The following is a 25,744-nucleotide window of genomic DNA, read 5'->3' as shown; positions in this document are numbered from 1 at the left end:
GGACCCAGGATGACACCTGTATTGATGGGCGTCAACATAGACATTTGCCGAATCAAGGGGTTGGGACGTGGAACAGATCGACGTGGCAGTGATCGGTGGTGGCCAGGCCGGCCTGGCGGCAGCGCACGCGCTGCATGGACAGGGGCTGCGGCCTGTGGTGTTGGAGGCGTCCGAGCGGGCGGCCGGATCGTGGCCGCAGTACTACGACAGCCTCACCCTCTTTTCCCCGGCTCGGTACAGCTGCCTGCCCGGCATGCCGTTCCCGGGCGGTGATCCGGACCGCTACCCGCACAGGGACGAGGTTGTCGCCTACCTGAGTGCGTACGCCGACCTGCTGGCTGCGGACATCCGCACCGGCCGCCGCGTGATCGCCGTCCGGCGCGGCGACGACGGATTCGAGGTGACGTTGGAGGACGGCGCACGGATGGCGGCGCGGGCAGTGGTCGCGGCCTCAGGCACCTTCGGCCATCCGTACCGGCCCGCCCTGCCTGGCCTGGAAGAGTTCACCGGCACGGTGCTGCACGCAGCGCAGTACCGAAACCCGGCACCGTTCGCAGGCCAGCACGTCGTGGTGGTGGGCGCGGGCAACTCCGCGGTGCAGATCGCCTCCGAACTCGCCGGCGCCGCCCGGGTCACGCTGGCCAGCCGCGCCCCGGTGCGGTTTGCCCGCCAGCGCATTCTCGGCCGCGACCTGCACTTCTGGCTGCAGCACACGGGTCTGGACACAGCGCCGCTCGGCCGCTTCCAGCGCACGCCCCCAACGCAGCTCGTCATCGACGACGGCCGCTACTGCTCCGCCCTCTCAGCAGGTGCGCCGGAGCGGCGAGAGCTCTTCACCGCCATCGACGGCACGAAGGTGGTCTGGCCGGACGGGGAGCGGGAAGACGTCGACACCATCCTGCTGGCCACCGGCTACCGGCCCGACCTGCCCTATCTCGGCGGCCTCACCGGCGCCCTGGACGACGCCGGGCATCCCTTCCACCGTGAGGGCGTCTCTCGATGGCACCCGGATCTGGCGTTTGTCGGATTGGAGTGGCAGCGCAGCCTGTCGTCGAATTCCCTTCGGGGGGCGGGCCGGGACGCGGTCCGCGTCGCCCGTCATCTGGCCGCCCGTCTGGGGCGCCGCTGACCCTCGCCCTCTTGGTTCGACGTATGTCAACATAGACGCATGTCGAATACGAAGGTGCTGCCGCTGCTCGAACCCGACGACCAGGGTGTGGCGCCGTGCTGCCCGCCGCTGACCGAGCGCCCCTTCACCGCGGAGGAGGCCGAGACGGCCGCGCGGATGTTCAAGGCGCTCGGTGACCCGGTCCGGCTGCGGCTGTTCTCCGCGGTCGCTTCCCACGAGAGCGGCGAGGCGTGCGTGTGCGACATCTCCGACGTCGGAGTCTCCCAGCCGACCGTCTCCCACCACCTGAAGAAGCTCAAGGAGGCCGGCCTGCTGACCTCCGAGCGGCGCGGCACCTGGGTGTACTACCGGGTGGAGCCCTCCGTGCTCGCTGCGATGGGCAAGCTGCTCACCATCGCGCCGGCCGCGGCGTGATGTCCGGCCGTCGCTGGCGGCCGGACATTGTCAGTACCGTGCGGCACGATGGGCTCATGGGCATCGACATCACCTGGGCGCGCGGAGAGTTGGCCCATTTTCTCCAACTCACGGAGTTGTACCGCCCGCCGAGTCCGCCGAACGTAGTCAACTTCACCTCGCAACTCGCCAACCGTGGCTCTCAGGCTGACATCGCGGCCAGTGCCCATGTGGTGGAGCAGATCCTCGACCGGGTCGTGCCTCGCTGGCGCACCGAGGTCTCCTCCGAGAGAAACAAGTCCGTCAACCGCTGGTATCAGCACCGGGAGGCGGCCCAGCGTGCGGACGCAGCCCTGCAACGCGACGCCGAGGTCCGGGCCCGCCTGGGCGACGATGCCCCGCAGTTGAGCGCCGGTTCGATGCACCCATGGGTCTGGGACGGCGCCCGGGCCCTCTGGCAGAGCGGCCATCTCCGCGAGGCCGTCACCGCAGCCGCTCGTAAGGTGAACGCGGAGACTCAGAACAAGGTCGGCCGCCGGGATCTGAGCGAGACGAAGCTCTTCCAGAACACCTTCTCGCAGAGCCCGCCGAAGGCCGGTGAACCCCGTCTGCGCCTCATGGAGGACGACGGCGGCGACACCTTCCGAAGCGTCCACCGGGGCGCCATGGCCTTTGCCGAGGGCTGCTACGCAGGCATCCGCAATCCCAACAGCCATGAGGACGGCTTGCCGGAACTGCCCGAGCATGAAGCGCTGGAGCAGCTGGCGGCCTTCAGCGTTCTCGCTCGCTGGGTGGACGCGGCGAGCGTGGAAACCGACTAGGCCGCAGCCTTCAGCGGAGGAGCATCGCGATCTCCCTCGCCGCCTCGCGTGCCGTCCGTCCGACGCCGATGAGGGTGGCGGAGGCGGGGCCAGTCCAGTCGCCGTAGCCGAGCAGGTGCAGACGCGGTTCGGTCGCAGCCCGGGTGCCGATGGTGGGGATGTGGCCGCGGGGGCCGCGCAGCCCGAGTGGGGCAAGGTGGGAGAGGGCTGGCCTGAAGCCGGTGCACCAGATGATCGCGTCCGTCTCGGCGCTGGTGCCGTCCGCCCACTCCACACCGCCCGTGGTGAGACGGCGGAACATCGGGGTCGCCCTGAGCAGGTCGCGGTCGCGGGCCTCGCGTACGGGCGCCACGGCGACGATGTCTCCCAGGGAGGCCACGCCGCCTGCGTCATCGCGTCCTGCGTCGAGCGCGCGGCGACGGGCGGTGGCCGCGTCGAACAGGGCGCGGCCGTCGATGGTGTCCGCCAGGAAGCGGGGCGGGCGTTGGGTGACCCAGGTCAGGTCAATGCCGTCCAGGGCGAGGTCGGCGGCGATCTGGGCGCCTGAGTTGCCGCCGCCCACCACTATCACGCGTCTGCCCTGAAAGTCCTGGGGACGCTGGTAGGCGACGGTGTGCACTTGCTTGCCGCCGAATTTTTCGCGTCCTGGGATGGCGGGTAGGAAGGGGCGCCACCAGGTGCCGGTCGCGCTGATGACGGCGCGAGCGTGCCAGGTGCCGGAGTCGGTTTCCACGCGCAGGCGTTCGCCCTCGCGGTCAACATCTTTCACCTGGACCGGGCGCTGGATCGGCAGCTCGTATCGCTTCTCGTAGTCGCGCAGGTACGACACCACATGCTCGGCGTCCGGGTATTCCTCCCCCGTCTGCGGTGGCATGAGGCGTCCGGGCAGGGAGGAGTAGGCAGCCGGGGAGAACAGGTGCAGCGAGTCCCAGGTGTGCTGCCAGGCGCCGCCCGGCTCGGCCTGGGCGTCGAGGATGACGAAGTCCACACCGAGGCGCCGCAGGTGGTAGCCGGCGGCGAGCCCGGCCTGGCCGCCACCGACGATCACTACCTGCGTGCGCTTCTCGCCCGTCACGAGGTCCGCACCGTGTGGGCGGACTCCGGACAGCACGCCGCATGGGCGCGGTGGGCCTCGGCACAAGTGCTGCACAGCAGCCGTCGCACCGGCGGCTTGGTGGCCACCTGGCGAGAGATCGGCTTCAGGCAGGTCAGGTACTGCTCGGAGAACTCGGCGTGGACGGCGCACACGGCGGCTCCGCACTGGGCGCAGACGCCGACGGCGGCGACCTGCGCCCCAATGCCGGTGCAGTCCAGGCAGTGCATCAGCTCTCCTGCGGCGTCGCCGTCAACTGCTGGCCGGCGCTGAACTTGCGCCGCCACGCCAGGGACACGTAGACGAGTGCGACCAGGACGGGCACCTCGATGAGTGGGCCGACGACGCCGGACAGCGCCTGGCCGGAGGTGACGCCGAAGGTGGCGATGGCGACCGCGATCGCGAGCTCGAAGTTGTTGCCGGCAGCCGTGAAGGCGAGGGTCGCGGTGCGGTCGTAGGCCAGGCCGATGACCTTGCCGAGAGCGAACGTGCCGAACCACATCACCGCGAAGTACACCAGCAGCGGCAGCGCGATCCGGGCCACGTCCAGCGGCTGCGAGGTGATCGTCTTGCCCTGCAGGGCGAAGAGGATGACGATCGTGAACAGCAGCCCGTACAGCGCCCACGGGCCGATCTTCGGCAGGAAGTTGGTCTCGTATTTTTCCCGGCCCAGCTTCTGCTCACCGATGCGGCGGGTGAGGAAGCCGGCCAGCAGCGGGGCGCCGAGGAAGATGACGACGTTCAGGGCGATCTTCCACATGGAGATGTCGAGGTGCTGGCCGTCGCCCAGGTTCAGCCAGCCGGGCAGCAGGTCGAGGTAGAACCAGCCGAGCAGGCCGAATGCGAGGACCTGGAAGACGGAGTTGAGGGCGACCAGGACGGCGGCGGCCTCGCGGTCGCCGCAGGCGAGGTCGTTCCAGATGATGACCATGGCGATGCAGCGGGCCAGGCCGACGATGATCAGGCCGGTGCGGTACTCGGGCAGGTCCGGCAGGAAGATCCAGGCCAGCGCGAACATCACCGCGGGCCCGACGATCCAGTTGATGACCAGCGAGGAGACCATGAGTTTCTTGTCGCCGGTGACGGCGTCGAGCTTGTCGTAGCGGACCTTGGCCAGGACCGGGTACATCATGATCAGCAGGCCGACGGCGATCGGCAGGGAAATGCCGCCGATCTCCACCTTCGCCAGGGCGTCGTTCAGGCCGGGGATGGCGCGGCCGAGGCCGAGCCCGAGCGCCATGGCGATCAGGATCCAGACGGCGAGGAAACGGTCGAGCGTCGACAGCTTCGCGACGACCGAGGAATCCTCGGTGGGGGACGTCGCGGATGCTTCGGTGCGGGTCACGGGCAGGCCCTCTTGTTGTCGGCAGCGGTGCGAGCGGACTCGGCCAGGTCAGCGAACTGGCCGGCGAGCGAAGCGATGACGTCCGGCTTGAGCTTGTAGTACGTGAAGCGACCGCACGGCTCCGTCTCCACGACCCCGGCCTCGCGCAGCACTCTCAGGTGGTTGGAGAGGTTGGTCTGCCGGGCTCCGGTCTCCTCGATCAGGTGCGTAGAGCAGAGCGTCTCCTTGGCAAGGAGGGTGACGATCTGGAGGCGGAGCGGGTCGGCGAGGACTCGCATCAGATCAGTGTCGACTGAAGTCATCATGGACTGATACTCTCACATCACTCCTAGCTGATACCAGCTCGGGCTGATCCATGGGACCCGCATCCCCACACCGGTGGGGACCCACACCCCGAAGGGGATCCTCGTGACTGCGTCCCCACCGCCTGTCCTGCCAGACGAACGCCTCGTGGCAGGCATTGCCCGGCTTGCCGTCCGCTACCGGGGGCGCTTCTCGCCGGAGACCATCCAGCGCCTGATCACTGACTCCTACGAGCGCCTCGCCGAGCACGCGCGCGTCCGCACTCACCTGGTCGTGCTGGCCGAGCACCTGGCCACCGAGCGCCTCGACGCGCTCGCCCGTACCGAGGGCGCCCCGGGCAGCGGCCTGCCGCGCGTACTGTTCGTGTGCAGCCACAACGCCGGCCGCTCCCAGATGGCCGCTGCACTCCTCGCGCACCGCGCCGGAGGCCATGTGATCGCCTCCTCCGCCGGTACGCACCCGGCCGCCGAGGTCGAGCCGCTCGTCGCGCAGGTCCTGACCGAGGCGGGCGTGGACCTCGCAGACGCCTTCCCCAAGCCGCTGACGGACGAGATCGTGCAGGCCGCCGACATCGTCGTCACGATGGGGTGCGGGGACGCCTGCCCGATCCTTCCGGGCCGCCGCTACCTCGACTGGCCGGTTACCGACCCCGAGGGCGCCTCGCTGGTAGTCGTCCGAGGGATCCGCGACGAGATCGACGCCCACATCACCGAACTGCTCGCCTCGCTGCCGAGTAGCTGACGCCCATCCCGCACCGCCTGCTGACCGCTCACGAAGGAAGAACCCATGTCCTCCAGCCCGCTCGCCTCCGTGCTGTTCGTCTGCGTCCACAACGCCGGCCGCTCGCAGATGGCCGCCGGATTCCTGACCCATCTCGCGGGCGACCGGATCGAGGTCCGCTCCGCTGGCTCCATCCCGGGCGACCAGGTCAACCCCTCCGCCGTCGAGGCCATGAAGGAAGTCGGCATCGACATCGGCGACGCCAAGCCGAAGATCCTCACCACCGAGGCCGTCCAGGCATCCGACTACGTCATCACCATGGGCTGTGGCGACGCCTGCCCCATCTTCCCGGGCAAGAAGTACCTCGACTGGGCCCTCGAAGATCCGGCCGGAAAGGGCATCGAAGCTGTCCGTCCCATCCGCGACGAGATCCAGCAGCGCATCGAGGCTCTCATCGCCGAGATCAACGCGAAGCAGGAGGCGTGACCCCGTGACCGAAACCGGCATACGCGAGGTCATCATCATCGGCTCCGGCCCCGCCGGATACACCGCCGCCCTCTACACCGCCCGAGCCCAGCTCAAGCCGCTCATCTTCGGCGGCGCCATCTTCGTGGGCGGCTCGCTCACCACGACGACCGAGGTCGAGAACTTCCCCGGCTTCCCCGAGGGCATCGACGGCCCGGACCTGATGCTCAACATGCGGGCGCAGGCCCAGAGGTTCGGCGCCGAGATCGTCGAGGACGACATCGTCGCCGTCGACCTCACCGGTCCAGTCAAGGAAGTCACCGACACCGCTGGCACCGTGCACCGCGCGAAGACGGTGATCGTGGCGACCGGCTCCGGCTACCGCAAGCTCGGCCTGCCGAACGAGGAGGAACTGTCCGGCCGGGGCGTGTCCTGGTGCGCCACCTGCGACGGCTTCTTCTTCCGCGACCGCGACATCGTCGTGGTCGGCGGCGGCGACACCGCGATGGAGGAGGCCACCTTCCTCACGCGCTTCGCCCGCTCCGTGACCGTCGTGCACCGCCGCTCGGCGCTGCGGGCCTCCCAGGTCATGCAGAACCGTGCCTTCGCCGACGACAAGATCTCCTTCGCCTTCGACAGTGAGATCGCGGAGATCAAGGAAGCGAACGGCATGCTCGCCGGGGTCGTCCTGCGGGACGTCTTCACTGGCAAGACCCGGGACCTGGACGTGACCGGCCTGTTCATCGCCATCGGCCACGACCCGCGTACCGAGCTGTTCAAGGATCAGCTGGACCTGGACGACGAGGGCTACCTGAAAGTCGCCTCGCCCTCCACGCGCACGAACATCCCAGGTGTCTTCGCCGCCGGCGACGTCGCCGATCACACCTACCGCCAGGCCATCACTGCCGCCGCAAGCGGCTGCCAGGCCGCGCTTGACGCGGAGCGGTCTCTGGCTGCGCGCACGGACATCGACGCGGTGTCAGAGCCTGACAGTGCGCCTGCCATGGTCTGAGCCGACGGGACTGAGTTGGAGTGCCCGACTGATGCCGGGCACTCCAAGAAGGCCCGATGGCCGGGCGGCGGTTACCGGCCACCAGCAGAGTCGATGAGCTGGCCAAGGCGCTTAAGACCGTTGGGACTGATGCCTTGGGCGGCCATGGCGCCGAGAACCACGTCACGGTCGAGCAGACCAGCAGACCGGAGATCATCGAGAACTCGCGCGGCCTGCTGACGGTCGAACGGCGGCCCGTAGCCGTTGTTGCCGTAGAACTTCAAACGGCCCAGCGCCGATGTGAGCCGGGAGTCCACCTCCTCGGCTTCGTCCTCCGGGCGAGTGAGATCGATGGCTTGGACCTGCGCGGCCCATCCGCGCAGAGGGAACAGATTGGCCCCCTCAACCGCCACGAGCGACGAGCCCCGCGCCAGTCCAGTGGCGAACTCCAGCGTCTTCGCGTCCGGCACGTAGGCCAGTACTGGTCCGACGCCACTTCCGACGCGTTGTCTGCCCGATCGCGGCGTTGCAACGAGATGCCGTTGAGCAAGCCGTCGCAACGCCGGGACGGTCTGCTCAGCACCGAAGGCGTTCAGTACCAGGACGGCAGTCGCATCCTGCTCGGCGGCCTCGCGTTCCACCCAGCGCACGGCGAGGTCGGCAGCCACCTGCCAGTCACGCTCGGGATCGTCGTCCGGAACCCATGCCGCCCGCAGAATGCTCATCGTCGTCCCCTGATCCGCTCGGTCATGCCGGAACGCTCCGTGATCTCAACCGTAACGACCGTCACTGGCAATCGAGGTGGGCTGCCAAGGGCTGCGAAGGGCTCACTGATTAGGCGCGGTGAACCAGATCACTGTTCGCCGAGGTCCAGCCGAGTCCGATCACTGCAACTGAGACCAAAACTGAGACCACGCACGACGAAGGGCCCCACCGCGGACGGTGGGGCCCTTCGACATCGTGCCCGGTGAGGCACTGGCGGAGGATACGAGATTCGAACTCGTGAGGGGTTGCCCCCAACACGCTTTCCAAGCGTGCGCCCTAGGCCACTAGGCGAATCCTCCGCGGCAAACAATACAAGACGTTGAGGAGTGCTCGCGAACTCGTTCCCACCCCCTGCCATCGGGTACTGTTTGGGCAGCCCCTCACGCGGCGCTATCTGACTGAACTCCCCCAGGGCCGGAAGGCAGCAAGGGTAGGTTGGCTCTGGCGGGTGCGTGGGGGGCGTTCGCGTTCCCGGACGGAGGGCCCGCGCGGGGTCGGGTTGTCAGTGGGCGCCTATAACCTCGTATGCGTGTCGTCTCTCGCGTTGTACCGCCGCTATCGCCCGGAGTCCTTCGCCGAGGTCATTGGGCAGGAGCATGTCACCGACCCGCTGCAGCAGGCGCTGCGGAACAACCGGGTCAATCACGCGTACCTGTTCAGCGGTCCGCGCGGATGCGGCAAGACGACCAGCGCGCGCATCCTCGCCAGGTGCCTGAACTGCGAGCAGGGGCCCACGCCCACGCCCTGCGGTGAGTGCCAGTCCTGCCAGGACCTCGCCAGGAACGGCCCGGGTTCCATCGACGTCATCGAGATCGACGCCGCCTCCCACGGCGGTGTGGACGACGCCCGTGAGCTGCGCGAGAAGGCCTTCTTCGGGCCCGCGAGCAGCCGGTACAAGATCTACATCATCGACGAGGCCCACATGGTCACGTCGGCCGGGTTCAACGCGCTGCTGAAGGTCGTCGAGGAGCCACCGGAGCACCTCAAGTTCATCTTCGCCACCACCGAGCCCGAGAAGGTCATCGGGACGATCCGGTCGCGGACCCATCACTACCCCTTCCGGCTCGTACCGCCCGGCACCCTGCGGGAGTACCTCGGCGAGGTGTGCGGCAAGGAGAAGATCCCCGTCGAGGAGGGCGTGCTGCCGCTCGTCGTGCGGGCGGGGCAGGGCTCCGTGCGTGACTCCATGTCCGTCATGGACCAGCTGCTCGCCGGCGCGCGGGAGGAGGGTGTGACGTATGCCATGGCCACCTCCCTCCTCGGCTACACCGACGGCTCCCTCCTCGACTCCGTCGTCGAGGCCTTCGCCACCGGTGACGGGGCCGCCGCCTTCGAGGTCGTCGACCGTGTCATCGAGGGTGGCAACGACCCGCGCCGTTTCGTCGCCGACCTGCTGGAGCGGCTGCGGGACCTGGTCATCCTCGCCGCCGTCCCGGATGCCGCCGAGAAGGGGCTCATCGACGCCCCCGCCGACGTCATCGAGCGCATGCAGGCCCAGGCCGGCACCTTCGGCGCGGCGGTGCTCAGCCGCGCCGCCGACCTCGTCAACGAAGGCCTGACGGAGATGCGCGGCGCCCACTCGCCCCGCCTCCAGCTGGAACTCATCTGCGCGCGCGTGCTGCTCCCCGCGGCCTATGGGGACCAGCGTTCGGTCATGGCCCGCCTCGACCGCATCGAGCGGGGCGTGAACTTCTCGGCCGGTGGCGGCGCCCCCGCGATGGGGTACGTACCGGGGCCGGGGCCGGAGGCGCACGGGGGAGCCGCCCCGGGTCCCTCGACGGCCGCCGTCCCGCCATCGGCTCCCGCTGCGCCTCCGGCCCCGGTTCCGCCGGGTGGGGGTCCGGCTGCGGTCAGGGCTGCCGTCCGGGCGTCCGGCGTGGGTGCGCCCGGCGGTCAGGGGTCCGGCGGCGCCCCTGGCAGCGGCAACGAAGGCAGCGGCGCCCAGGGTGGTGGCCTCCCCGGCGGTGGCGCGCAGGGCGGCGGCATTCCCGGCGCGGCAGGTGGTCCGGGCGGATTCCCCGGCGCTACGGCCGACTCGGCGCCCTTCGCCGCTCCGGCCGCCCCCACCGGCCCGCCCTCGGGCCCGTCCGCCGGCCAGGCGCACGGCTCTCCCGCGGGCCAGCCCCATGGCGCTCCGGCCGGTCCACCGCCCGGTCAATCCCCTGCCGCCGCCCACCCGGACCAGCCCCACCCGACCCACCAGCAGCCGTCCACCGCGGCCCCCGCCCCCGCCCCCGGCGCCTGGCCCACCGCCGCCTCCGCCGGTGGCGGCCGGCGTCCCGGTGGCTGGCCCACCCCGGCCCCGACAGGCGGCGGCCAGTCCCAGGCGCCCGCGGCGCACCGACCCGCGGCCGTCCCGGCACCGGCCCAGCCCGCCCCCGCGGCCTCCGCACCCGGTTCGGGCTCCTACGCTCCGCCGGCCGGTGGCCTCGACCCCCGCCAGCTCTGGCCCAACATCCTGGAAGCGGTCAAGAACCGCCGCCGCTTCACGTGGATCCTGCTCAGCCAGAACGCCCAGGTGGCCGGCTTCGACGGCACCACCCTCCAACTCGCCTTCGTCAACGCCGGCGCCCGCGACAACTTCGCGAGCAGCGGCAGCGAGGAGGTGCTGCGCCAGGCGCTGTCCGAGCAGTTCAGCGTGCAGTGGAAGATCGAGGCCGTCGTCGACCCCTCGGGCGGCGGCGCCGCACCCCCGACATCCGGCGGCTTCAACAGCGGCGGTGGCGGCGGTGGCTACGGCGGAGGCGGCAACACCGGCGGCTACGGCACCGGAAACACGGGCACGGGCACGGGCGGCTATGGTGCTCCGGCCACCCAGGCCCCGCCGTCCCCTCAGCCGACGCCCGCCCAGGCGGCCCAGCCCAGGCCGACGCCCGCCTCCACCCAGGCCCCCTCCGCACAACGGTCCGCGCCGGAACCCCCGCCCGTCTCCATCGAGGACGACATCCCCGAGGACGACGACCCCGACCTCAACGAGTCGGCCCTCTCGGGCCGCGAACTGATCGTGCGGGAGCTCGGGGCGACCGTGGTGGAGGAGATCACCAACGAGTAGGGAGCGGCGAAGGAGCGAGCAAGGGGCCCTCACCTTCGGAGCCTTGGAGGAAGCTACGGCTCCTCTCCCTCCGCCCTTTGGGAAGCCCGCACAAAAACCCCGTTAGGCTGACCCCCGTGAAGGTCCTCGTCATCGGTAACGGCGCCCGCGAACACGCCCTGTGCCGCTCCCTGTCCCTCGACCCCGACGTCAGCGCACTGCACTGCGCACCCGGCAACGCCGGTATCGCCGAGGTCGCCGAGCTGCACCCGGTCGACGCCCTCGACGGCGAGGCGGTGGCCGCGCTCGCGCAGCGACTCGGCGCCGACCTCGTCGTCGTAGGCCCGGAGGCCCCGCTCGTCGCGGGGGTCGCCGACGCCGTGCGCGAGGTGGGCATCCCGGTCTTCGGCCCGTCCGGGGAGGCCGCGCAGCTCGAGGGCTCGAAGGCCTTCGCCAAGGACGTCATGGCCGCGGCCGGAGTGCCGACCGCCCGCTCCTACGTCTGCACGACCCCCGAGGAGGTCGCCGAGGCCCTCGACGCCTTCGGCGCCCCGTACGTCGTCAAGGACGACGGTCTCGCCGCGGGCAAGGGAGTCGTCGTGACCGACGACATCGAGGCCGCGACGACCCACGCGAACGCCTGCGACCGAGTCGTCATCGAGGAGTTCCTCGACGGCCCCGAGGTCTCCCTCTTCGCCATCACCGACGGCGACACCGTCCTCCCCCTCCAGCCCGCCCAGGACTTCAAGCGCGCCCTCGACGGCGACGAGGGCCCGAACACCGGCGGCATGGGCGCGTACTCCCCGCTGCCGTGGGCCGACCCGAAGCTGGTGGACGAGGTCCTGCAGACGGTGCTGCAGCCGACGGTCGACGAGATGCGCCGCCGCGGCACCCCCTTCTCCGGACTGCTGTACGCCGGTCTCGCGATCACTTCCCGGGGCGTGCGGGTCATCGAGTTCAACGCCCGCTTCGGCGACCCCGAGACCCAGGTCGTGCTGAACCGCCTCAAGACCCCGCTGGCCGGTGTCCTGCTCGCCGCCGCGAGCGGCAACCTCGAGGACCTGCCGCCCCTGCGCTGGAGCGAGGACGCCGCGGTCACCGTGGTCGTCGCCTCCCACAACTACCCCGCCACCCCGCGCACCGGCGACCCGATCACCGGCCTCGACGAGGTGGCCGAGCAGGACGCCCCGCACGCTTACGTCCTGCACGCCGGCACCAGGCGGGACGGCGACGCCGTCGTCAGCGCCGGCGGCCGCGTGCTGTCGGTGACGGCGTCCGGCAAGGACCTCACCGAGGCCCGCGAGCGCGCGTACCGGGCGGTGGGCCGTATCCGGCTCGACGGTTCCCAGCACCGGACGGACATCGCGGCGAAGGCGGCGTCCGAAGCCTGAGAAGCCCGAAAAACCGGGTCGAAAACCCCGCCCCAAGCGGCCCCCAAGCGGCCCCCAATCAGCCCCCGAGCGGCTCCCGAAGCCGCCCCGAACAACCCGACCGGCCCCGGATCCGTCTAAGGATTCGGGGCCTGATCGTTGCTGTACGTCATCCACCTTTCCCCAAAGCCATTCCATCGAGTGACCGGGGAGCTATACGGCTGACGGGGGCCCGGGGCCCAACTAGGGTGCGGCGCAAGCGGTCCGGCACTTGGCCCACCGGCATTGCGATGTCAGTGGCGGGTGCCACAGTGGGGGAGTGAGCAACACCAGGAAAGCTGGGCATTCAGGACGGCAGGGAGGGGGTGAGGTCCGGTCATGACCGGTATCGGTGTGGAGGCGGGCGCGCAGGCCGCGCGCTCCTGGGCCCTGGCCGTGCTGCGGATCCGCAGCCGTGCGCTGGCCGTGGCGCTGTTGCCCGCGGCGGTGGCCGTGGTGCTGCTCGCCGGAGGTTCCACCGACCATCTCGTGGGCGGGTTCTGGGACGCCGCCCGGCTGGTCATGGGCGTTCTCGGGGCCGTGGTGCTGCTCGCCGCCGGGGCCGTCGCCCTGGTCATCGCGCGCGCCCGCCCCGCCGTCAGTCCGACCGTCGCGATCGCCGAGGAGTCCGCGCCCGACCTGTACCGCATGGTGCGCGACCTCGCCGACCGCCTGGACGTCCCGGCCCCCTCCGCCATAGCGCTCACCCCGGACTGCGACAGCTGGCTCGAGGACCGGACCCACCCGGCCCACGGCCCGCCCCCGCAGGAGGGCCGCGAGGACGAGATCGCGGGCGTCCGCGGCTCCCACCGTGGGGTTCCGGCCGCACCGGTGCTGGTCATCGGGTCGCCGTTCCTGTGGTGGATGCGCGTCGGCGAACTGCGCGCGGTCCTCGCCCCGGTCGTCGCCGGTACGGGCCCCTCGGCGCACCCCGACATAGCGGCGGCCCGCCGTTTCGTACGGGGTCTGGACGCGGCGGTGGCCGTCGGCTCCGTCCCCGGCCGCTGTCCGCTCACCCGAGTGGTGTGCGCGGGCGTCGCCTGGGTGGCCCGCCTGCTCCTGCGTAGTTGCCGGGAGCACGCGACGCAGATGGAGCGCGGGGTCGCCGCGGCGGCCTCCGAGCGTGCACAGGCTGTGGACTACGGCCTCAGGATCGTGGCCCAGGAGCAGGTGGGCCTGGCGTACGCGGGCTGGGACCGGCTGCTGACCCGGGTCGCCCTCCCCGCCTGGCGGATGGGCCGCTGGCCCTCCCGTCTGGACGCCGGCGTGGTGGCCGCCCTGACCGAGCTGTCGCGTCGCGACCGCCTGGCCGAGGGCTTCGCCTCCCGCCTCGGTGAGCGCCCCGCCTGCGACCTGCTCGAAGAGCCCGGTGCGATCGACGAGGCCGCTTCCCTGCTCGCCGCCCGCCTCTTCCACGGCGGTCCGGCGGAGACCGGCCCGGACTGGTCGCCGGTGGACTGGCAGGAGTACCCGGAAGAGGTCGTGGACCGGAAGTGGCGCCTGGACGCGGCCCGCCTCCACCGAGTCCTCGACGCCCAGGGCGTACGCCGCCCCCCGGGAACCCCGTCGGAATCCGAGGCCCCCACCCTCTCCCGAGTCCTCTCCCATCTGTCCTGCCCTCCGCCGACGGGCCCCACAGCACGACCCACGCCGGCTGAGGGACTCGCCGGTGCGGGTCCGTCATCCGGTGCCGCGGCCGAGGCCGCCGACTCGACGTCACGGTCCACGGAGGCTGAGGGACTTGCCGGTCCGTCGTCGCGATCCACGGCAGCCGAGGGACCCGCTGACGCGGCGGCCCGCCCCACGGCCGACGGCCTGCCCGTCCACCCGGCACCCACCGACGCACCCGTCCCGGCATCCGCCGCCGCAGACCTCGTACCGACTCCACCGTCCGGCGAGCCCGCCCCCCAATCTCCACGCGACGACGAAACCGGCGCCGACGGCCTCCGTCGAAGCAAAGAAGCGGAAGCCGAAGCCGAAACCGAACCCGAAACCGAACCCGAACCCGAACCCGAACCCCTCGCCGAGATCCTCGCCGCAGCCCTCACCGCCGAGCTCGCCCGTGAGGAAGCCGTCGCCCCGGACTCCCGTACCGCTCCCGACGACACCCCCTGGGACGACACCGCGCTGCCCCTCTTCCCGCTCCAGCCCCCGCGCAGCGCCCGGGAACTCCTCACCGACCACGTCACCGCGATGGTCTGCTGTGCCGCGGTCGACACGGCCGGTGCCGCTCCGGGCCTGGACTGGCTCGACGGCCCGTCGCTCCTCATCAACGGCGAACGGGCCGCGGACCTCGCCCCCCGCGTCCTGAGCCTCGTGGAGGACGGCGACCCGGCCCCCCTGCGCGCCTGGCTGGTCAAGTCGGGGATACGGCCCGAGAAGCCGGTCCGCCTCGTCTGACGATGACGGTGTCGACGGTGTCGACGGTGTCGACGGTCTAGACGGAATAACCAGTTCCACTTTCGGCCAATTCACAACGAATAGTGACAGTGCAAGTGCGGAATGTGATGTGCTGGGACCGATCGCGCACATGGCAAGGGCTCGCGCCATAGGACAGGTGCACGACACGCGTACCAGAACATCGCGCAGCACGAACGACGGGGGCACGAGGGAGGGGAGCGACCATGGGGCCGGGACCGGAGCAGATCCGCCGCTGGGAGTCGGGAGCACTCGCGCACGCCGTGACGGACCCCTTCGGCCAGGGCCCCCTCCCCTGGCTGCGCGGCAGCGAGACGTACTTCGACGACACCGGCCAGGTGGTCCCCTGGTACGTCGAGACGGACCCCGCCCACACCCAGAAACAGGGCACCCCGCGAGTCCCCTCCCCCCGCACAGCCCCCCGCACAGCCCCCCGCACAGCCCCCCGCACAGCCCCCCGCACGGACCCCGGCGGCGGCCCCCGCTCCGCAGACGACGTCCGCCGCCAGATCAAGGGCTTCACCTCGACCGGCGCGGTCGCCCCCGGCGAGGCCGTCGACTTCCACATCACCGTCGACCCGCCGCAGGAATTCGCCGTCGACATCTATCGCATCGGCCACTACGGCGGCGACGGCGCGGCGAAGATCACCACCAGCCCCCGCCTCTCCGGCATCGTCCAGCTCCCGCCGCTGACCGCGGACCGCACGGTCTCCTGCCATCACTGGTGGCTGTCCTGGCGGCTGCAGATCCCGTCGTACTGGAGCATCGGGGCGTATGTCGCCGTCCTGACCACCGCCGACGGCTACCGCTCCCACATCCCCTTCACGGTCCGCGACAACCACCCCGCGGACTTACTGCTCCTGCTGCCCGACGTGACCTGGCAGGCGTACAACCTCTACCCGGAGGACGGCCGCACCGGCGCCAGCCTCTACCACGCCTGGGACGAACAGGGCCGGCTCCTCGGCGAGGCCGACGCCGCGACGACGGTCTCCTTCGACCGGCCGTACGCGGGCGCGGGCCTGCCGATGCACGTGGGCCACGCCTACGACTTCATCCGCTTCGCCGAGCGCTACGGCTACGACCTCGCCTACGCCGACGCCCGCGACCTGCACGCCGGCCACCTCGACCCCGCCCGCTACCGGGGCCTGGTCTTCCCCGGCCACGACGAGTACTGGTCGACGGCCATGCGCCGCACGGTCGAGCGCGCCCGGGACGGCGGCACCTCCCTGGTCTTCCTCTCCGCCAACACCATGTACTGGCAGGTCGAGTTGGGCCCCTCGCCGTCCGGCGTCCCCGACCGCCTGCTGACCTGCCGAAAACGCAGGGGCCCGGGAAAACCGGCGCTCTGGCGCGAAGTCGACCGCCCCGAACAGCAGTTGGTCGGCATCCAGTACGCGGGCCGGGTGCCGGAGCCGTATCCCCTGATCGTCCGCAACGCCGAGCACTGGCTCTGGGAGGCGACCGGCACCCAGGAGGGCGACGAACTCACCGGCCTGGTCGCGGGCGAGGCCGACCGCTACTTCCCGCGCACCCCGCTCCCCGAGCACGACGACCGCATCCTGCTCGCCCACTCGCCGTACGCCGACAGCGAGGGCGTCCTCCGCCATCAGGAGACGTCCCTGTACCGCGCCCCCTCCGGCGCCCTGGTCTTCGCGGCCGGCACCTTCGCCTGGTCCCCGGCGCTGGACCGCCCGGGCCACGTCGACACCCGCGTCCAGCGCGCCACCGCCAACCTCCTGGACCGCATCTGCAAGCGTGACTGAGCCCGCGCACGGCACCCGCGGCCGACCCCAAGTCCAAGGTCAGCCCGGTATACGGGACAATCGACCCGTTGGACCAACCCACGGGGAGGAACCGTGTCCGGATTCGTAGAAAAGCCCGAGCCGCTCCAGGTTCCGGGCCTGGTGCACCTGCACACCGGCAAGGTGCGCGAGCTGTACCAGAACGAGGCGGGCGACCTCGTGATGGTCGCCAGCGACCGTATCTCCGCCTTCGACTGGGTGCTGCCGACCGAGATCCCCGACAAGGGCCGCGTCCTCACCCAGCTGTCCCTGTGGTGGTTCGACCAGATCGCCGACCTGCTGCCGAACCACGTCCTGAGCACGGACGTGCCGGAGGGCGCCCCCGCCGACTGGGCCGGCCGCACCCTGGTCTGCAAGTCGCTCCGGATGGTCCCCGTGGAGGCCGTCGCCCGCGGCTACCTCACCGGCTCCGGACTGCTGGAGTACAACGAGTCCCGCACGGTCTGCGGCCTCGCCCTCCCCGAGGGCCTGGTCGACGGCAGCGAGCTCCCCGCCCCGATCTTCACCCCGGCCACCAAGGCCGCCGTCGGCGAGCACGACGAGAACGTCTCCTACGAGGAGATCGCCCGCCAGGTCGGCGCGGACACCGCCGCCCAGCTGCGCCAGGCGACTCTCGCGGTGTACTCGCGGGGCCGGGACATCGCCCGGGACCGCGGGATCATCCTCGCGGACACCAAGTTCGAGTTCGGCTTCGACGGGGACACCCTCGTCATCGCGGACGAGGTCCTCACCCCGGACTCCTCCCGCTTCTGGCCGGCCGACCAGTGGGAGCCGGGGCACGCGCAGCCGTCGTACGACAAGCAGTTCGTGCGCGACTGGCTGACCTCGGCGGAGTCCGGCTGGGACCGCAAGAGCGAGCAGCCCCCGCCGCCGCTGCCGCAGGAGGTCGTGGACCGCACCCGCGCCAAGTACATCGAGGCGTTCGAGCGCCTGACGGGCACGAGCTGGTCGTAGTCATAACGGAGAAGCCCCCCGGTGAAAACCGGGGGGCTTCTCGATGGAGCGAACGACGAGGTTCGAACTCGCGACCTCAACCTTGGCAAGGTTGCGCTCTACCAACTGAGCTACGTTCGCATGCGCCGTGGCGCGAGAACCACTATACCCAACCTCGCTCCCGTGCGAGCCGCACGGCCGTGTGACGGTTCTCCGCTCCCAGTTTGGAGACGGCCGACGACAGATAGTTCCGTACGGTCCCCTGCGACAGCGCGGCCCGTTCGGCGATCTCCGCGACGGGCGCCCCGTCGGCGGCGAGTTCCAGCACCTCGGCCTCCCGCGCGGTCAGCGGCGAGTCCCCGGCGGAGATCGCGTCGGCGGCCAACTCGGGGTCGACGTAACGGTTTCCCGCGTGCACCGTGCGGATGATCTCGGCGAGCCGCTGCGCGCTCACGGTCTTCGGGACGAATCCCCGCACACCGGCCTCCAGGGCCCGCTTGAGATGCCCCGGCCGCCCGTGACTGGTGACGATCAGCACCTTGCACGAGGGCAGTTCGGTGCGCAGGGATGTGGCGACCTTCACACCGTCCGCGCCGGGCATCTGGAGATCCAGTACGGCGACGTCGGGCCCGTGCGCCCGGGCCATCGCCAGCGCCTCGGGGCCGGTCGCCGCCTCCGCGACGACCGCCAGATCGTCCTCCAGCGAGAGTAGCGCGGCGAGCGCGCCCCGGATCAGATGCTCGTCATCGGCGAGCAGCACCCGCACGCTCACGAGACCACCTCCGGCGACCCGACACATACGGTCACGACCCCGCCCCCATTCATGAAACCCCCTCCGCCGCCACCAGCGGCACCTGAGCCACCAGCCGGAACACACCCTCTCGGACCGGGCCCGCCTCCAGCGTCCCGGCCACCGCCGCGAGCCGCTCCCGCAGCCCGGCGAGCCCGGACCCGCCGGCACCGGCCGACGACCTCAGCACCCCGTCGTTCTCCACGGTCAGCACCACCCGCCCCGCCTCCGTCCGTACGGCCACCTCGCACCGCTTGGCGTCCCCGTGTCGCAGTACGTTCGTGGTGGCCTCCCGGACCACCCAGCCGAGCGCCGACTGCACCTCGGCGGGCAGCCCGCCCGGCTCCCCGGTGACCTCGCAGTCGATGCCGGCGGCAAGCAACACGCCTCGCGCTCCGGCCAGTTCGATCCCGAGATCGGCCTCCCGGTATCCCCGTACGACGTCCCGCACCTCGCGCTGTGTCTCCTGCGCGATCCGCTGCACCTCGGTCATCTGGTCCACGGCCTCCTCGCGTCCCCGACGCGCCAGCTGCACGGCCAGTTCGCTCTTCAGCGCGATCACGGCCAGGTTGCGCCCCATCACGTCGTGCAGGTCCCGCCCGAACCGCAGCCGTTCCTCGGCGACGGCGAGCCGGGCGCGGGTCTCGCGGGCCGAGTCGAGTTCGTAGACGGCGTTCAGGAGCCAGACGGAGAACACGGACGTGAAGGCGAGGAACCCGGCGGCGATCAGCACCACGACCCCGGTGACCAGGGACTCCGGGAGGGCGTACCCCAGGGGGAAGCCGCCGAGCACCGCGCCTGCGGCGAAGCCGCCCACGACCGCGAGCACGCGCCGTCGCCTGCGGACGCCGAGCGCGCCGATGCCGGCCGCGAAGGTCAGCACGCCCACGAAGACCGCGCCCGTGGCCATGGTCAGCCCGTCACTCTGCGGCCCCCGCTCGGCGATGCCGATCACCGCGACGGAGATGGCGGCGGTGACCGCCCCGAGCACCCACAGCGCCCGCACCGGCTGCTCGCGCCGCCCGCGCGTCCAGTCGAGCGCCCGCGACGCGGTCACCGCGCACGCCAGGGCATGCGCGCACACCAGCAGCACCAGCCAGACCGCGAGCTGCCCCGGCACCTGCCCGAAGACCGGCAGGCCGATCGAGGCGACGTAGATCACCGCGAAGAAGTGGAACGACCAGCGCGTGTACGTCTCCACCTTCGCCGGCGTGCTCTTCCGCCGCCACCAGCCCCCTGCCTCGCGCATGCTCTCCCCGTACGTCAGCGCCTCGGCTCCCACCGGAACCACCGCTGTACAGCAAACACGGCCAGCACCGTCCAGGCCACCGCCGTGCCGAGGGCGCCCAGGGCATCGTGGGCGGAGAGGGTGCCCGACCAGCCGCCGCGGACCAGGGTGATCACGGGCGACAGGGGCAGGAGGTCGCACATCGACGCGAACCAGTCGGGCAGCATCTCCAGGGGCACGGTGACGCCCGAGAGGGCCATCGAGACCACCACGAACGGCAGCGTGGTGACCTGCGCGCTCTCCACGGTCCGGGTCACGGCCGCCGTCACGGCCGCGAGCGCCACGCACATCACCAGCCCCAACAGCAGCCCCAGCACGACGAGATGGGGCGCGTGCGGCGCGGGCACGTCGAGCAGGACCGTGCTCGCGGCCGCCAGCACCACGGACTGCGTGAGCCCGGTCGCGCCGATCGGCAGCGCGGTCCCGCACAGGATCTCGACGTCCCGCAGCTCGCCGGTGCGCAGCCGTTTCAGCACGAGTTCCTCGCGCCGGGCGGTGTAGATCCCGACGAGGGCGCTGTAGACACCGAAGAGCAGGGCGAAACCGACCGCGGCCGGCAGCAGCACCAGGCCGACGCTCAGCCCGGACTTCTCGACGTCCATGCCGTCCACGACGGGCCGCAGGCTGAACGGCAGCGCGAGCGGCATCAGTACCGCCGAGACGAGCGTGGCCCGGCTGCGCCCGAGCAGCGTGAACTCGGCGCGGGCGAGGGCGCCCAGCCGGCTCCCGGGAGTGGTGACCATGCTCATGCCGAGACCTCCGCACGCGCCGCGATCCCCAGGAACGCCTCCTCCAGCGAGGCGGGCCGCACATCGAGCCGCCGCAGCTCCACACCGGCCCGATCGGCCCACACCAGCAGCCCGGTCGCGGCCCGCTGCACCGCGTGCGTCCGCAGTCGTACGACGTTCCCGTCGACCTCGTGCCCGCACACCCCGAGCTCCGCGAGCGGGGGCAGGTCTCCCACGAAGTACCCGTCCGGCAGCTCGAAGGAGATCCGGGCCGGCTGGGCGGCGGTCACCTCGGCCGGTGTGCCCGTGGCCGCGATCCGCCCCTCGTGGAGGATCGCCAGCCGGCCGGCGAGATCCTCGGCCTCCTCCAGGTAATGCGTGGTGAGCAACACGGTCGTGCCTCGGTCGCGCAGTGTCCGCACCAACTCCCAGGTGTCCCGGCGCCCTTCGGCGTCGAGGCCGGTCGTCGGCTCGTCCAGGAACAGCACCTCGGGGTCGCCGAGCAGGGCGAGCGCCAGGTCGAGGCGCCGCCGCTCGCCCCCGGACAGCTGCTTGACCCGTACGCCGGTGCGCCGGGCGAGCCCGACGAGTTCCAGCACCTCCAGCGGTGGCCGGGCCCCGCTGACGCAGCCGGCCCACATCCGCGCGGTCTCGTCGACGGTCAGCTCGGAGGGGAAGCCGCCCTCCTGGAGCATCACCCCGGTCCGCGGACGTACGGCGGCCCGCTCGGTGTACGGATCGTGGCCGAGGACGCGGACGTGGCCGTCGGTCGGCCGGGCGAGTCCCTCGAGGAGTTCGACGGTGGAGGTCTTGCCGGCGCCGTTGGTGCCGAGCAGGGCGAAGACCTCTCCGCGGGCCACGGAGAAGCTGATCCCCCGCACGGCCTCGAACCCGCCCCCGTACACACGCCGTAGGCCGGTGACCTCAATCACGTGTTCGTGTTCGTCGGTGTTCATGAAGCCAGCGTCCCGGCGGAGCGGAGGCGACAGCAGTGCGCGCTGTCACCACTCCGTATGACAAATGTCAGACGGTGCGGCGGGCATGAAAAAGACCCCGGTCGCGATGACCGGGGCCTTCTTCGTGGAGCGGACGACCAGGTTCGAACTGGCGACCTCAACCTTGGCAAGGTTGCGCTCTACCAACTGAGCTACGTCCGCATTGCCTCCGACCGGCTCTCACCGATCGGCGCGAGCACCATCCTACCTGATCCACCAGAGTGGTCCGGATGGCGATGCAGAGCGGGTGACAGGAATTGCACACTGCGCCTTCCCCCTGGAAGGGGGATGTTCTACTACTGAACTACACCCGCGTGTACTCCGTGAGCTGGGCCTTTCGGCCTCGCCCCTCGGCGTGCTCCAGACTCTAGCTGACCAGGTGGGGTGCAACGCAAGTCGGTTGTCCCGAGGGGCGGGTGACCCGGCGTCGACCGGCCCTACCGGGCCTCGGCGAACGCCTCGTAGACCTTCTTGGGGATGCGTCCGCGTGCGGGGACGTCCATCTTGTTGGCCTGGGCCCAGGCCCGGACGGCCGCCGGGTCGGGAGCGACCTCGGTCTGCTGGTACGCCTTGCCCGACCTGGACCGCTTGCGGCCGGCCTCCACGTACGGCTCGAGCGCCTTACGCAGCTTCTTGGCATTGGCTTGATTCAGGTCGATCTCGTACGACTTGCCGTCGAGTCCGAAGGCGATCGTTTCCGCCGCTTCCGAGCCGTCGATGTCGTCAAAGAGAGTGACCACGACCTTCTGCGCCACGAATATCGGTCCCTTCGTACGGCACGTTGCCAATTCATTTGTACAGTGCCCAACAATGCATTGTGGGCTCGACTAAATCCTTCCGCGTGTCCCAGCGCAATAGGTATCGGGTGTCGATCTGAGATCTTTTCGGGAAATTTTCGCGACCGGCCGCCTCTGCGATGTGCCGTGATGGCCGTCACGTAGATTCCTACAACTCAACGCGCGTAGAAATTTTGTGCGGGTAGTCTGAAGGAACCTGCTCAGCACCACACCACCGGGAGTGCCAGTGGCACGCGTCGTAGTCGACGTCATGCTCAAGCCGGAGATCCTCGACCCCCAGGGCCAGGCGGTGCAGCGTGCACTGCCGCGACTGGGTTTCGACGGCATCTCCGACGTACGTCAGGGAAAGCGATTCGAACTGGAAGTGGACGGACCGGTCGACGAGGCCGCGCTCGCCCGCATCCATGATCTTGCGGAATCCTTCCTCGCCAACACCGTGATCGAGGACTTCACCGTGAAGGTCGAGGACTCTGCGGAAGTCGCGGGGGCCGCGAAGTGACCGCTCGTATTGGCGTCGTCACTTTCCCGGGCAGCCTCGACGACCGGGACACCCAGCGCGCGATCCGCCTCGCGGGCGCCGAGCCGGTCGCCCTGTGGCACAAGGACAAGGACCTCCACCAGGTCGACGCCGTGGTGCTGTGCGGCGGTTTCTCCTACGGCGACTATCTGCGCGCGGGTGCCATCGCGCGCTTCTCGCCGGTGATGGAGCCCCTCATCGAGCAGGCGAAGGCCGGCCTCCCGGTCCTCGGCATCTGCAACGGCTTCCAGATCCTCACCGAGGCCCACCTGCTCCCGGGCGGGATGCTCGGCAACGACCACCTCCACTTCATCTGCCGCGACCAGAAGCTGCGGGTGGAGAACGCGGACACCGCCTGGACGACCGACTACTCGGCCGGCCAGGAGATCAACATTCCGCTGAAGAACATGGACGGCCGGTACGTCGCCGACGAGTACACGCTGGACAAGCTGGAGGCCGAGGGCCGGGTCGCCTTCCGGTACCTGGACTTCAACCCCAACGGCAGCCTCCGTGACATCGCCGGCATCACCAACGAGGCGGGCAACGTCGTGGGCCTGATGCCGCACCCGGAGCACGCCGTGGAGCCGCTCATCGGCACCGGCCGCACCGACGGCCTCCCCTTCTTCACCTCGATCCTCAAGAAGCTGGTCAACGTATGAGCCGGACGCCTCTGGACACGGTCGAGCACGCGACCGCGACCCCCGACGTCGAGCTGCCCTGGGCCGAACTGGGCCTGAAGAAGGACGAGTACGAGAGGGTCGTCGAGATCCTCGGGCGTCGGCCCACCGGTGCCGAGCTCGCCATGTACTCGGTCATGTGGTCCGAACACTGCTCTTACAAGTCGTCGAAGGTGCACCTGCGCCAGTTCGGCGAGAAGGCCCCGCAGAGTGACGCGCTGCTCGTCGGCATCGGCGAGAACGCGGGCGTCGTGGACGTCGGCCAGGGCTACGCGGTCACCTTCAAGGTCGAGTCGCACAACCACCCCTCCTACGTCGAGCCCTACCAGGGCGCGGCGACCGGTGTCGGCGGCATCGTCCGCGACATCATCGCGATGGGCGCGCGGCCGGTGGCCGTGGTCGACCCCCTGCGCTTCGGTGCCGCGGACCACCCGGACACCAAGCGCGTGCTCCCCGGTGTCGTCGCCGGCATCGGCGGCTACGGCAACTGCCTGGGCCTGCCGAACATCGGCGGCGAGGTCGTCTTCGACGCCTGCTACCAGGGAAACCCGCTGGTCAACGCCGGTGCCATCGGTGTGATGCGGCATGAGGACATCCACCTCGCGAAGGCGTCCGGCGCGGGCAACAAGGTCATCCTGTACGGGGCCCGCACGGGCGGTGACGGCATCGGCGGCGCGTCGATCCTCGCCTCCGAGACCTTCGACGACGCAAAGCCGTCCAAGCGCCCCGCCGTCCAGGTCGGCGACCCCTTCCAGGAGAAGCTCCTCATCGAGTGCACCCTGGAGGCCTTCAAGGAGAAGCTGGTCGTCGGCATCCAGGACCTGGGCGCGGCCGGTCTGTCCTGTGCCACCTCCGAGCTCGCCTCCAACGGCTCCGGCGGCATGCGCGTGACGCTGGACGACGTACCGCTGCGCGACTCCACGCTCTCGCCCGAGGAGATCCTCATGAGCGAGTCCCAGGAGCGCATGTGCGCGGTCGTGGAGCCGGGGAAGGTCGACCGGTTCCTGGAGATCTGCGACAAGTGGGACGTCATCGCCACCGTCATCGGTGAGGTCACCGACGGCGACCGCCTGGAGATCTACTGGCACGGCGGCAAGATCGTCGACGTCGACCCGCGGACCGTGGCCCACGACGGCCCGGTCTACGAGCGCCCGTACGCCCGTCCGGACTGGCAGGACGCGCTCCAGGCGGACGACGCGAACAAGCTGCCCCGGCCGCAGACGGGCGAGGAGCTGAAGGACCAGGTCCTCGCGCTGGTCTCCTCCCCGAACCAGGCCTCCAAGAAGTGGATCACCTCGCAGTACGACCACTTCGTGCAGGGCAACACGGTGCTGGCCCAGCCGGAGGACTCCGGCATGATCCGCATCGACGAGGAGACGGGGCTCGGCGTCGCCATCGCGACGGACGGCAACGGCCGCTACGCGAAGCTCGACCCGTACGCGGGCGCGCAACTGGCGCTCTCGGAGGCCTACCGGAACGTGGCGACGACCGGTGCCAAGCCCCTCGCGGTCTCCGACTGCCTGAACTTCGGCTCGCCCGAGGACCCGGCCGTCATGTGGCAGTTCGCGGAGGCCATCCGCGGCCTGGCCGACGCCTGCCAGCAGTTGGGCACCCCGGTGACCGGCGGCAACGTCTCGCTCTACAACCAGACCGGTGACGTGGCCATCCACCCCACCCCGGTCGTCGCGGTCCTGGGCGTCATCGACGACGTCGCCCGCCGCACCCCGGTCGCCTTCCAGGAGGAGGGCCAGCTGCTGTACCTCCTCGGTGACACCCGTGAGGAGTTCGGCGGCTCGGCCTGGTCGCAGGTCGTCCACGACCACCTCGGCGGTCTGCCGCCCAAGGTCGACCTGGAGCGCGAGCGGCTGCTCGCCGAGATCCTGATCTCCGCCAGCCGCGACGGCATGATCGACTCCGCGCACGACCTCTCCGACGGCGGCCTGATCCAGGCGGTCGTGGAGTCGGCGCTGCTCGGCGGCAGGGGCGCCCGCCTGATCGTCCCGGACGGTCTGGACGCGTTCACGCTGCTGTTCTCGGAGTCGGCCGGCCGCGCGGTGGTGGCGGTCCCCCGCTCCGAGGAGCTCCGCTTCAACGACATGTGCGGCGCGCGGGGCCTGCCCGTCACCCGCATCGGTGTCGTCGACGGCGACTCCGTCGAGCTCCAGGGCGAGTTCGAACTGTCCCTGGAGGAACTGCGGACGGCTCACGAGGAGACGATCCCGGCACTGCTGAAGTAGCCGGTAGTCGTACGACGTCGAAGGCCCCGCCCGTCACTCCGACGGATGCTGTTGGTAAATCCGCCCCGCTGGTTCTCATCCAGCGGGGCGGATTGCT

24 protein-coding genes, 4 tRNA genes and 1 other RNA gene are annotated in these 25,744 nt (G+C 70.7%); 15 read left to right on the top strand and 14 right to left on the bottom strand.

Translation table 11 applies throughout. The features are described 5' to 3' along the window. Positions 1-67 precede the first annotated feature (67 nt). Genes ACFVYN_RS27465 through ACFVYN_RS27455 form a run of 3 tightly spaced genes read left to right on the top strand, consistent with a single transcriptional unit; the run spans position 68 to position 2,343 of the window. Positions 68-1,129: a flavin-containing monooxygenase gene (locus ACFVYN_RS27465; protein ID WP_390002853.1), complete on the top strand. Its 1,062-nt coding sequence runs from the start codon at positions 68-70 to the stop codon at positions 1,127-1,129. Between the two features lie 39 nt (positions 1,130-1,168). Continuing rightward, positions 1,169-1,543, top strand: coding sequence for an ArsR/SmtB family transcription factor (locus ACFVYN_RS27460; protein WP_390002851.1), 375 nt, complete (start codon positions 1,169-1,171; stop codon positions 1,541-1,543). A gap of 56 nt (positions 1,544-1,599) precedes the next feature. Next, positions 1,600-2,343 (top strand): TIGR02391 family protein, encoded by a 744-nt coding sequence (locus ACFVYN_RS27455; protein ID WP_390002848.1) that lies wholly within the window; start codon positions 1,600-1,602, stop codon positions 2,341-2,343. A gap of 10 nt (positions 2,344-2,353) precedes the next feature. Here the strand turns inward: ACFVYN_RS27455 and ACFVYN_RS27450 are convergent, their stop codons facing one another. The 4 genes from ACFVYN_RS27450 to ACFVYN_RS27435 are packed head-to-tail and all read right to left on the bottom strand — an operon-like array spanning position 2,354 to position 5,086. After that, a complete protein-coding gene (locus tag ACFVYN_RS27450) occupies positions 2,354-3,418 on the bottom strand; it encodes an ArsO family NAD(P)H-dependent flavin-containing monooxygenase (RefSeq protein ID WP_390002845.1) in 1,065 nt (354 codons plus the stop codon). Further along, positions 3,415-3,666 (bottom strand): DUF2180 family protein, encoded by a 252-nt coding sequence (locus ACFVYN_RS27445; protein WP_390002842.1) that lies wholly within the window; start codon positions 3,664-3,666, stop codon positions 3,415-3,417. The genes ACFVYN_RS27450 and ACFVYN_RS27445 overlap by 4 nt, the downstream gene beginning before the upstream one ends. Beyond that, the gene (gene arsB, locus ACFVYN_RS27440; RefSeq protein WP_390002839.1) at positions 3,666-4,781 is read right to left on the bottom strand and encodes an ACR3 family arsenite efflux transporter; all 1,116 of its coding nucleotides are present in this window, start codon (positions 4,779-4,781) and stop codon (positions 3,666-3,668) included. The genes ACFVYN_RS27445 and arsB overlap by 1 nt, the downstream gene beginning before the upstream one ends. Next, complete coding sequence (locus ACFVYN_RS27435; protein ID WP_318810656.1) at positions 4,778-5,086, bottom strand: metalloregulator ArsR/SmtB family transcription factor; 309 nt, start codon at positions 5,084-5,086, stop codon at positions 4,778-4,780. The genes arsB and ACFVYN_RS27435 overlap by 4 nt, the downstream gene beginning before the upstream one ends. Positions 5,087-5,231: 145 nt before the next feature. Here ACFVYN_RS27435 and ACFVYN_RS27430 point away from each other — a divergent pair, with 145 nt between their 5' ends. Genes ACFVYN_RS27430 through trxB form a run of 3 tightly spaced genes read left to right on the top strand, consistent with a single transcriptional unit; the run spans position 5,232 to position 7,281 of the window. Beyond that, on the top strand, positions 5,232-5,825 hold the full coding sequence (locus ACFVYN_RS27430) for a low molecular weight phosphatase family protein (protein ID WP_390002835.1): 594 nt from the start codon (positions 5,232-5,234) through the stop codon (positions 5,823-5,825). 45 nt (positions 5,826-5,870) lie between these two features. Next, positions 5,871-6,290, top strand: coding sequence for an arsenate reductase ArsC (locus ACFVYN_RS27425; RefSeq protein WP_390002832.1), 420 nt, complete (start codon positions 5,871-5,873; stop codon positions 6,288-6,290). Positions 6,291-6,294: 4 nt separating this feature from the next. Further along, entirely contained in the window at positions 6,295-7,281 is a 987-nt protein-coding gene (gene trxB, locus ACFVYN_RS27420) for a thioredoxin-disulfide reductase (RefSeq protein WP_390002830.1), read from the top strand. A gap of 71 nt (positions 7,282-7,352) precedes the next feature. Here trxB and ACFVYN_RS27415 read toward each other — a convergent pair whose 3' ends face one another. Further along, positions 7,353-7,985, bottom strand: coding sequence for a hypothetical protein (locus ACFVYN_RS27415; RefSeq protein ID WP_390002827.1), 633 nt, complete (start codon positions 7,983-7,985; stop codon positions 7,353-7,355). Positions 7,986-8,236: 251 nt separating this feature from the next. Further along, positions 8,237-8,324, bottom strand: a tRNA-Ser gene (locus ACFVYN_RS27410). 72 nt (positions 8,325-8,396) lie between these two features. Here ACFVYN_RS27410 and ffs point away from each other — a divergent pair. The 6 genes from ffs to ACFVYN_RS27380 all read left to right on the top strand — a co-directional run bounded on the left by ffs (position 8,397) and on the right by ACFVYN_RS27380 (position 17,639). Beyond that, an RNA gene (gene ffs / locus ACFVYN_RS27405) (signal recognition particle sRNA small type) lies at positions 8,397-8,495 on the top strand. 59 nt (positions 8,496-8,554) lie between these two features. Then, positions 8,555-11,077, top strand: coding sequence for a DNA polymerase III subunit gamma and tau (locus ACFVYN_RS27400; protein WP_390002823.1), 2,523 nt, complete (start codon positions 8,555-8,557; stop codon positions 11,075-11,077). A 116-nt stretch (positions 11,078-11,193) separates the two neighbouring features. After that, entirely contained in the window at positions 11,194-12,447 is a 1,254-nt protein-coding gene (gene purD, locus ACFVYN_RS27395; protein WP_390002820.1) for a phosphoribosylamine--glycine ligase, read from the top strand. Positions 12,448-12,804: 357 nt separating this feature from the next. After that, positions 12,805-14,865, top strand: coding sequence for a hypothetical protein (locus tag ACFVYN_RS27390; RefSeq protein ID WP_390002818.1), 2,061 nt, complete (start codon positions 12,805-12,807; stop codon positions 14,863-14,865). A gap of 224 nt (positions 14,866-15,089) precedes the next feature. After that, positions 15,090-16,646 carry a N,N-dimethylformamidase beta subunit family domain-containing protein gene (locus ACFVYN_RS27385; RefSeq protein WP_390002815.1) on the top strand — a complete coding sequence of 519 codons (1,557 nt, stop codon included), beginning with the start codon at positions 15,090-15,092 and terminating at the stop codon, positions 16,644-16,646. A gap of 93 nt (positions 16,647-16,739) precedes the next feature. Next, on the top strand, positions 16,740-17,639 hold the full coding sequence (locus tag ACFVYN_RS27380; RefSeq protein WP_390002813.1) for a phosphoribosylaminoimidazolesuccinocarboxamide synthase: 900 nt from the start codon (positions 16,740-16,742) through the stop codon (positions 17,637-17,639). A 44-nt stretch (positions 17,640-17,683) separates the two neighbouring features. Here the strand turns inward: ACFVYN_RS27380 and ACFVYN_RS27375 are convergent. From ACFVYN_RS27375 to ACFVYN_RS27340, 8 genes are all read right to left on the bottom strand, one after another. Next, positions 17,684-17,759, bottom strand: a tRNA-Gly gene (locus ACFVYN_RS27375). A gap of 22 nt (positions 17,760-17,781) precedes the next feature. Beyond that, positions 17,782-18,417: a response regulator gene (locus ACFVYN_RS27370; protein WP_390002811.1), complete on the bottom strand. Its 636-nt coding sequence runs from the start codon at positions 18,415-18,417 to the stop codon at positions 17,782-17,784. Positions 18,418-18,439: 22 nt separating this feature from the next. Beyond that, the gene (locus ACFVYN_RS27365) at positions 18,440-19,657 is read right to left on the bottom strand and encodes a sensor histidine kinase (protein WP_390002808.1); all 1,218 of its coding nucleotides are present in this window, start codon (positions 19,655-19,657) and stop codon (positions 18,440-18,442) included. A gap of 14 nt (positions 19,658-19,671) precedes the next feature. Then, positions 19,672-20,445 carry an ABC transporter permease gene (locus tag ACFVYN_RS27360; RefSeq protein WP_390002805.1) on the bottom strand — a complete coding sequence of 258 codons (774 nt, stop codon included), beginning with the start codon at positions 20,443-20,445 and terminating at the stop codon, positions 19,672-19,674. Next, positions 20,442-21,380, bottom strand: coding sequence for an ABC transporter ATP-binding protein (locus ACFVYN_RS27355; protein WP_390002802.1), 939 nt, complete (start codon positions 21,378-21,380; stop codon positions 20,442-20,444). The genes ACFVYN_RS27360 and ACFVYN_RS27355 overlap by 4 nt, the downstream gene beginning before the upstream one ends. Positions 21,381-21,505: 125 nt before the next feature. After that, positions 21,506-21,581: transfer RNA gene (locus tag ACFVYN_RS27350), tRNA-Gly, on the bottom strand. A gap of 80 nt (positions 21,582-21,661) precedes the next feature. Continuing rightward, positions 21,662-21,733: transfer RNA gene (locus ACFVYN_RS27345), tRNA-Gly, on the bottom strand. 123 nt (positions 21,734-21,856) lie between these two features. Continuing rightward, positions 21,857-22,174, bottom strand: a complete 318-nt coding sequence (locus ACFVYN_RS27340; RefSeq protein ID WP_390002799.1) for an Lsr2 family protein — start codon at positions 22,172-22,174, stop codon at positions 21,857-21,859. A 268-nt stretch (positions 22,175-22,442) separates the two neighbouring features. Here ACFVYN_RS27340 and purS point away from each other — a divergent pair, with 268 nt between their 5' ends. The 3 genes from purS to purL are packed head-to-tail and all read left to right on the top strand — an operon-like array spanning position 22,443 to position 25,647. After that, positions 22,443-22,715 carry a phosphoribosylformylglycinamidine synthase subunit PurS gene (purS, locus tag ACFVYN_RS27335; RefSeq protein ID WP_352391849.1) on the top strand — a complete coding sequence of 91 codons (273 nt, stop codon included), beginning with the start codon at positions 22,443-22,445 and terminating at the stop codon, positions 22,713-22,715. Continuing rightward, the gene (gene purQ, locus ACFVYN_RS27330) at positions 22,712-23,392 is read left to right on the top strand and encodes a phosphoribosylformylglycinamidine synthase subunit PurQ (protein WP_030683039.1); all 681 of its coding nucleotides are present in this window, start codon (positions 22,712-22,714) and stop codon (positions 23,390-23,392) included. The genes purS and purQ overlap by 4 nt, the downstream gene beginning before the upstream one ends. Beyond that, positions 23,389-25,647, top strand: a complete 2,259-nt coding sequence (gene purL / locus ACFVYN_RS27325) for a phosphoribosylformylglycinamidine synthase subunit PurL (RefSeq protein ID WP_390002796.1) — start codon at positions 23,389-23,391, stop codon at positions 25,645-25,647. The genes purQ and purL overlap by 4 nt, the downstream gene beginning before the upstream one ends. Positions 25,648-25,744 lie beyond the last annotated feature (97 nt).

Source organism: Streptomyces sp. NPDC058307, from assembly GCF_042880295.1.
GTDB lineage: Bacteria > Actinomycetota > Actinomycetes > Streptomycetales > Streptomycetaceae > Streptomyces.
The sequence above is the reverse complement of the archived record's forward strand: the minus strand, read 5'-3'. Positions and strand labels throughout refer to the sequence as shown.